Here is a 6438-nt window from a genome sequence, read left to right on the forward strand (position 1 = left end):
CGTGCCGTCGAGCGGCTCTTCCCTCAGCCGGCGTTCGAGATTGATGAGCTTGCCTTCGGCGCGGCGGCGGCCAAGCTCACCCTTTTCGATGGTGGCAACGCCGGCGGAGTCGTAGCCGCGATATTCGAGCCGCTTCAACGCATCGACGAGGAGTGGTGCGGCCTGCGAATGGCCGACAATTCCAACGATTCCGCACATGTCCAGCCTCCGAATCCCGGCCGAACTATCCCTGATGCCGCGAAAGCCAGACTACCCCTCATTATCTGCGGGTTGATCGTTCATTTGAACGAGCCACCTGATTAATCGCACCCAGGCATAAAACACCGCGTCGTCGCATTTCAGTGGCCAGCCGAGTCGACACAAGCAAACCATCTCACCTCTCATGCAAGACTTCCTGCCTGTAGCGGAGCAGCGGCGAAAGCAAATAGCTGATGATGCGACGCGAACCGGTCTTGATCTCGACCGTGACCGACATGCCGGGCGAGAGATCGGCGGATCGGCCCTCGATCTGCATCTGCGTGCGGTCCAGCGAGACGCGCGCCAGGTAAGCAGGCCCCTGGTCCTTCTTCTCGGGGATCGAACTCTCCGCGCTCGACGACGAGTCCCGAACGGCGTCATCACGCCTGTCATTCGTAACGGTATCACGCGAGACGCCGAGCACACGGCCGTGCAGAAGCCCGTACCGCGTGAAATTGAAGGTATCGACTTTGATCGCTGCGTCCTGGCCCGCGGATATGAAACCGACATCGCTGTTCGACACCATTGCCTCGATCTCGAGGGCGGCATCGGCCGGCACCACGACCGCGAGTGCCTGCGCTGGCGTGACGACGCCTCCGATCGTATGCACGGAAAGCTGCTGCACGACGCCGTCGACCGGGGCAGTCAGGGTTTGCATCTTCGCCCTGTGCTCTGCCTTGATCATGTCCTGGGCGAGACCTGCCGCTTTTTGTTCTGCCTTTGCCAGATCATCGAAAAGCGAGCGACGGTATTCGGCCTCCGCTCTTGCGCGAGTCTCCTTCAAGACCGAGATAGCCGCTTTGACCTCGCCCTGGCGGCTCTCCAGGACCGGGAGATCGTGCTGCTGGCTGATCAGGTCCTGCAAGTCGGTGAGATAGGTAATCTTGGACGCGAGACCCTTGTTGTAAAGGTTCTTGCTCACATTGGCCCGTTCCTGGAGCGGCGGGAGAACCGCCTGCAGCTTGTCTATGGTGGCGGCGATTGTCTCGCCTTCCGCCTCCTTCTCGGCGAGCTGGCGCGCGATCTCGGCGACCTTGGCGTCTTGCTCGGCCGTTTGCATGGTAAGGAAGCGACGCTGCGTATCGATCAAGGCCTGGCTTGCATCGGCGGGGGCGATGAAATCGTCGAGGGGATTGGCATGACCCGAAAGCGCCGCCCGCAACCGCGCCACCTCGAGCTCGGCCGCGACGAGATCGCTCTTGATGTGGTCGGTCTCGGCCGCGCTGATTGTCGGGTCGAGCTCGATCAGAACGTCGCCGGCCTTCACCGGGGCCCCGTCGCGCACGCGGATGGCGCGTACGACACCTGTCTCGAACGGTTGGACGACCTTGACGCGGTCGTTGGGCACGATCCTGCCGGGAGCGGTCGCGACGATGTCGACTTGACCGACGGTCGCCCAGGCGGCCGCCAGGCAGAAAAAGGCAATGATGGTCGCGCCGATGGCGCGGCCGACGGGCGAGGGTGGCGTCTCCATGACCTCGAGCGCCGCGGGCAGGAACGCGGTCTCATAGTCGCGGCGGCGTACGCGCCGGGCGGGAAATTCAACGATGTTTCCGGCGGCCGCCATTGGCTTGACCCGCTTGCAGGTGATGGAGGTTGGCGTAACGACCGTTCGAGCGCATCAGGTCGGCATGCGTGCCGTCCTCAACGATGCGGCCGCGATCGATGGTGATGATACGGTCGGCATCGCGCACCATCGACAGGCGGTGCGCGATGATGATGACGGTGCGCCGATCGGCCATGGCCCGCATGTTGTCCTGGATGATGCGCTCGCTCTCATAGTCGAGAGCGCTCGTCGCCTCGTCGAAGATGAGGATGCGCGGATCGCCAATCAGTGCTCGGGCAATGGCGATGCGCTGACGCTGGCCGCCCGAGAGCGAGCAGCCACGTTCGCCGATCACAGTGTCGTAACCTTCCGGCAACTCGAGGATGAATTCGTTGGCCCCGGCGAGTTCGGCCGCCGCGATGACGTCCTTCATCGGCATCGCCGGATCGGCGAGCGCGATGTTGTCGCGCACCGAGCGGTTGAAGAGCACATCCTCCTGCAACACCACGCCCACCTGCCGGCGCAGCCAGGCGGTATCGACCATGGCAAGATCGACGCCGTCGGCCAGCACGCGTCCGTTCTCTGGCACGTAGAGGCGCTGGATGAGTTTGGCGATCGTGCTCTTGCCTGAGCCGGAAGCACCGACGAGCCCTACGATCTGGCCGGGCGGAAATTGAAAGCTGACATCGTGCAGTACCTGCGGGCCGTCGACGCGGTAGCGGAAGCTTACATGCTCGAAGGTGATCTCGCCGTGGATCGGCGGCAGCGCGGCGCGGCCCGAGCCGAACGACGGCTCTGGCTGCGTGTTGAGGATATCGCCGAGCCGCTCGACAGAGAGACGCGCCTGATGGAAATCCTGCCAGATCTGCGCGAGGCGCAGAACTGGCGCGCTCACGCGACTCGCAAGCATGTTGAACGCCACAAGCTCGCCGACCGTCAGGTTGCCGTCGATGACGAGCTTGGCGCCGAAGAACAGGGTGGCAGCGGTGACGATCTTGCTTGCGAGCTGGATGGCCTGGCTCGCCATGTTGCCGAGGCTAAGCACGCTGAAGCTCGCGCTTACATAGGCGGCAAGCTGTTCTTCCCAGCGGCGCTGCATCTGCGGTTCGACCGCCAGCGCCTTCAGTGTCTCGACCCCGGTGACGCTCTCCACCAGCAGAGCCTGATTTTCAGCGCCGCACCTGAACTTCTCGTCGAGCCGCCTGCGGAAGAGCGGCGTCGCGCCCGCCGACACGCCGATATAGACGGGAAAGGCGCCGAGCACGACCAGGGTCAGGAGCGGGGAGTAGAGGACCATCACGCCGAGGAAGATGACAGTGAAGGCGAGGTCGACGACCAGCGTCAGCGCCGAGCTGGTGAGGAAGTTGCGGATATTCTCCAACTCGCGCACGCGGGCGATCGAGTCTCCCGCACGCCTCGCCTGGAAATAGGCCAACGGCAACGCCATCAGATGGCGGTAGAGGCGCGCGCCGAGCTCGACGTCGATGCGGTTGGTCGTATGGGCGAACAGGTACGTGCGTAGTCCGCCAAGGATTGCCTCGAAGGCCGCGATCGCCACGAGTCCTATGGTGAGGATCTCCAGCGTGCTCAGCCCGCGGTGCACCAGCACCTTGTCGATCACGACCTGGAAGAAGAGTGGGCTGATAAGAGCAAATATCTGCAGGAAGAGGGATGCAATGAGGACCTCGCCCAGCAGATGGCGATATTTCCAGATAGCGCCGAGAAACCAGCTGATGCCGAAGTGCCGCGACAGGTCGGACAGCGAAGCGCGGCGCGCCATCAGGATGAGGCGCCCGTCCCAGATCTCTTCGAATTCGGCGCGCGACAGCGCTTCGGGACGTGGCGCATGGGGACGCTGGACGAGGACTTGGTTGTCCCCGGCCTTGCCGAGCAGCAGGAAGCCGCCATCCGTGAGCGACGCTATGGCTGGCAGCGGCGTGCGGCCGAGGCGCGGCCAGGCGCTTCTTATGCTGCGCGCCTTGAGACCGAAATCCTTGGCGCAGCGCAGCATTTCGGTCGTGCCGATGCGCGCCTGGCCGAATCGATGACGTATCTGCGGGCCTTCGGCCGCGACGCCGTTCAACTGAAGGAGCATGACCAGAGAACCAAGCCCCTGATCGTCTTCCTGCCCGATCTGAGGGCTTCCGAATGCCATGCCCGGAACCCCCTCAGTGCCCGAAATGCCCAGGTGTCGTCAGCATCGCCAAGACATCGTTGCCGCCATGCTGGGACCACGCCGGGGCGATCTCACCGGCGTTGGCGCGGCTGTCATGGAAGCCCCAGGCAGCATACTGGTTGAACAGCGCAAGCAGGTTCGATGTCGGGTTGGTTGTGGTCGCCGGAGGATCGGTGACTGTCATCGTCCTTGACGGCGCGCTCGCCGTTTCGCCAGCCGTCGAATTGCTCGCGGTGACCGTCAGCGTCGCGACGGGATGGTTCGTGCCCTTATAGGAGGATGCCAGCGTCAGCCCCGAGATCGGCTTGCCCACCGTGGACGAGGTCTCGGTGATCGTCCAGGTGTAGGTGCCGTTCAATTGCAGTGCTTTGCTGACGTGGTAACCGCTCGGCGCCGAGATCGTCTCGTAGCTGGGCAATCCCGCGATTTTCAAGGTGACGCTGTCGTCGGAATCGACCGGGGTTGCGGTAATGCCGAGCGCCACCGAGCTACGTGCCTGGACGGTCAGAGCCGTGTTGGCGATCGTCAGGATCGGCGCCTCCGGTGTATTGTCTTCGTCGACGATCAGGGCCCTGGTGGCAAGCGGGGCAAGATTGCCAGCCTTGTCCGCCACATCCGCGGTCACCGTGTAGGCCCCGTCGGCCAGTGCCTGTGCCTGTGCGCTCGTCACACTCATCGACCATGCATTGTTCTGATCGCTGGTCGTATAGCTGTCGACGACGACGTTCTGGCTGTTGACGATGTTGACCGTGACCACCTGGCCGTTCTCGACATTGGTCGAGGTGCCGCTGATGGCGAATCCGGTCAGTGCTTCCAGGGCATTGACGTTGTTGTTGCCGGCGATCGTGTTGATGGCGATTGTCGGCACCGTGGTGTCGATCTGCAGCGTCCCGGCTGGATTGTAGTTGGTGGCGCCTGCCAGATTGGCGTTGTTGGTCGCGGGATCTGTGATGGTCGACCCGTTCAAACTGAACGAGGAAACCGTCAGATCTGAGGTGTTCTGACCGGAGGCCACGGTATAGCTGAATGTCAAAGCGGTCGTGCCTGACCCACCGCTGTAGGTCGCAATTCCACCATCGTTGAGCAGGAGTTGCGGCGAGCCGCCCGTTGTGTTGACCGTCACCGCCGCGCTGAAGTTCACGGTCAGCGTGACGATCTTGCCGGCGTTCAGGTCGCCGGTGCCATTGGTAATGCCCGTGCCGGATGTCGCGATCGAGGCGATCGTCGGCGCGGTGGTGTCGATCTGCAGCGTGCCGGCGGGATTGTAGTTTGTGGCTCCCGAGACGTCGGCGCTGTTGCCCGAACCGCCGGTGATGGTCGAGCCGCCCAGGCTGAGCGAGGAGACGGTCAGGTCGGGCGTGTTCTGCCCGGCAGCGACGGTATGGCTGAAGATCAGCGCCGTCGTGCCCGAACCGCCGCTGAAGGTCGCAACACCGCCGTCGTTGAGCAGGAGCTGCGGCGAGCCGCCCGTTGTGTTGACCGTCACCGCCGCGCTGAAGTTCACGGTCAGCGTGACGATCTTGCCGGCGTTCAGGTCGCCGATGCCATTGGTGATGCCCGTGCCGGATGTCGCGATGCCGGTTATCGTCGGTATCGTCGTGTCGATCTGCAATGTGCCGGCAGGAACGTAGTTGGTGGCTCCCGAGATATCGGCGCTGTTGGCCGCGCCATCGGCGATGGAAGATCCGTTGAGATCAAGCGAGGAGATGGTGAGGTCGGGCGTGTTCTGCCCCGCGGCCACGGTGTAGCTGAATGTCAATGCCGCGGTGCCCGAGCCCCCGCTATAGGTCGCGATGCCGCCGTCATTGAGAAGGAGTCTTGGCGAACTGCTCGTGGTGTTGACCGTCACCACCTCGCTGAAATTGACCGTCAGCGTGACGATCTTGCCGGCATTCAGGTCGCCATTGCCGTTGGTTATGCCGGCGCCGGACGTGGCGATGCTGGTGATCGTCGGTATCGTCGTGTCGATCTGCAATGTGCCGGTGGGAGCGCAATTGGTGGCTCCCGAGATATCGGCGCTGTTGGCCGCGCCATCCACGATGGACGACCCGTTGAGGTCAAGCGAGGAAATGGTGAGATCGGGCGTGTTCTGCCCGGCGACCACGGTGTAGCTGAACGTCAATGCCCCGGTGCCCGAGCCCCCGCTAAAGGTCGCGATGCCTCCGTCGTTGAGGAGGAGTCTTGGCGAACTGCTCGCGGTATTCACCGTCACCGCCTGGCTGAAATTGACCGTCAGCGTGACGGTCTTGCCGGCATTCAGGTCGCCAGTGCCACCTGCGATCCCCGGCCCCGATGCCGCGATCGACACAATCGACGTGATCGTCGCGGAACCTTGGACAGCGAGCTGCGCCACCGATGTCTGCCACCAACCATTGGCGACGTATTCGCCTGACACCCAGAAGGAATTCGGATTGTTGGGATCAGGGATCGCCGTGGAATAGAGGCCCCAGCGCTGGATTGTCGGGCCGTCGCCATTGGC

General features: G+C 63.4%; 3 protein-coding genes and 1 pseudogene. All 4 read right to left on the reverse strand.

The window, feature by feature from the left end; all coding sequences use genetic code 11:
• A pseudogene (locus AC0YKC_RS33630) lies at window positions 1–198 on the reverse strand (glutamine--fructose-6-phosphate transaminase (isomerizing)); the annotation flags it as partial.
• 175 nt (window positions 199–373) lie between these two features.
• Window positions 374–1804 carry an HlyD family type I secretion periplasmic adaptor subunit gene (locus AC0YKC_RS33635; protein WP_488514198.1) on the reverse strand — a complete coding sequence of 477 codons (1431 nt, stop codon included), beginning with the start codon at window positions 1802–1804 and terminating at the stop codon, window positions 374–376.
• A complete protein-coding gene (locus AC0YKC_RS33640; RefSeq protein WP_488514199.1) occupies window positions 1779–3938 on the reverse strand; it encodes a type I secretion system permease/ATPase in 2160 nt (719 codons plus the stop codon). Before AC0YKC_RS33640 ends, AC0YKC_RS33635 begins: the two co-directional genes overlap by 26 nt.
• A gap of 13 nt (window positions 3939–3951) precedes the next feature.
• Window positions 3952–6438 (reverse strand): beta strand repeat-containing protein (locus AC0YKC_RS33645; RefSeq protein WP_488514200.1); only part of this gene is annotated, 2487 nt, incomplete at its 5' end.

The sequence above is a fragment of the Mesorhizobium sp. CNPSo 4661 genome (assembly GCF_057784215.1).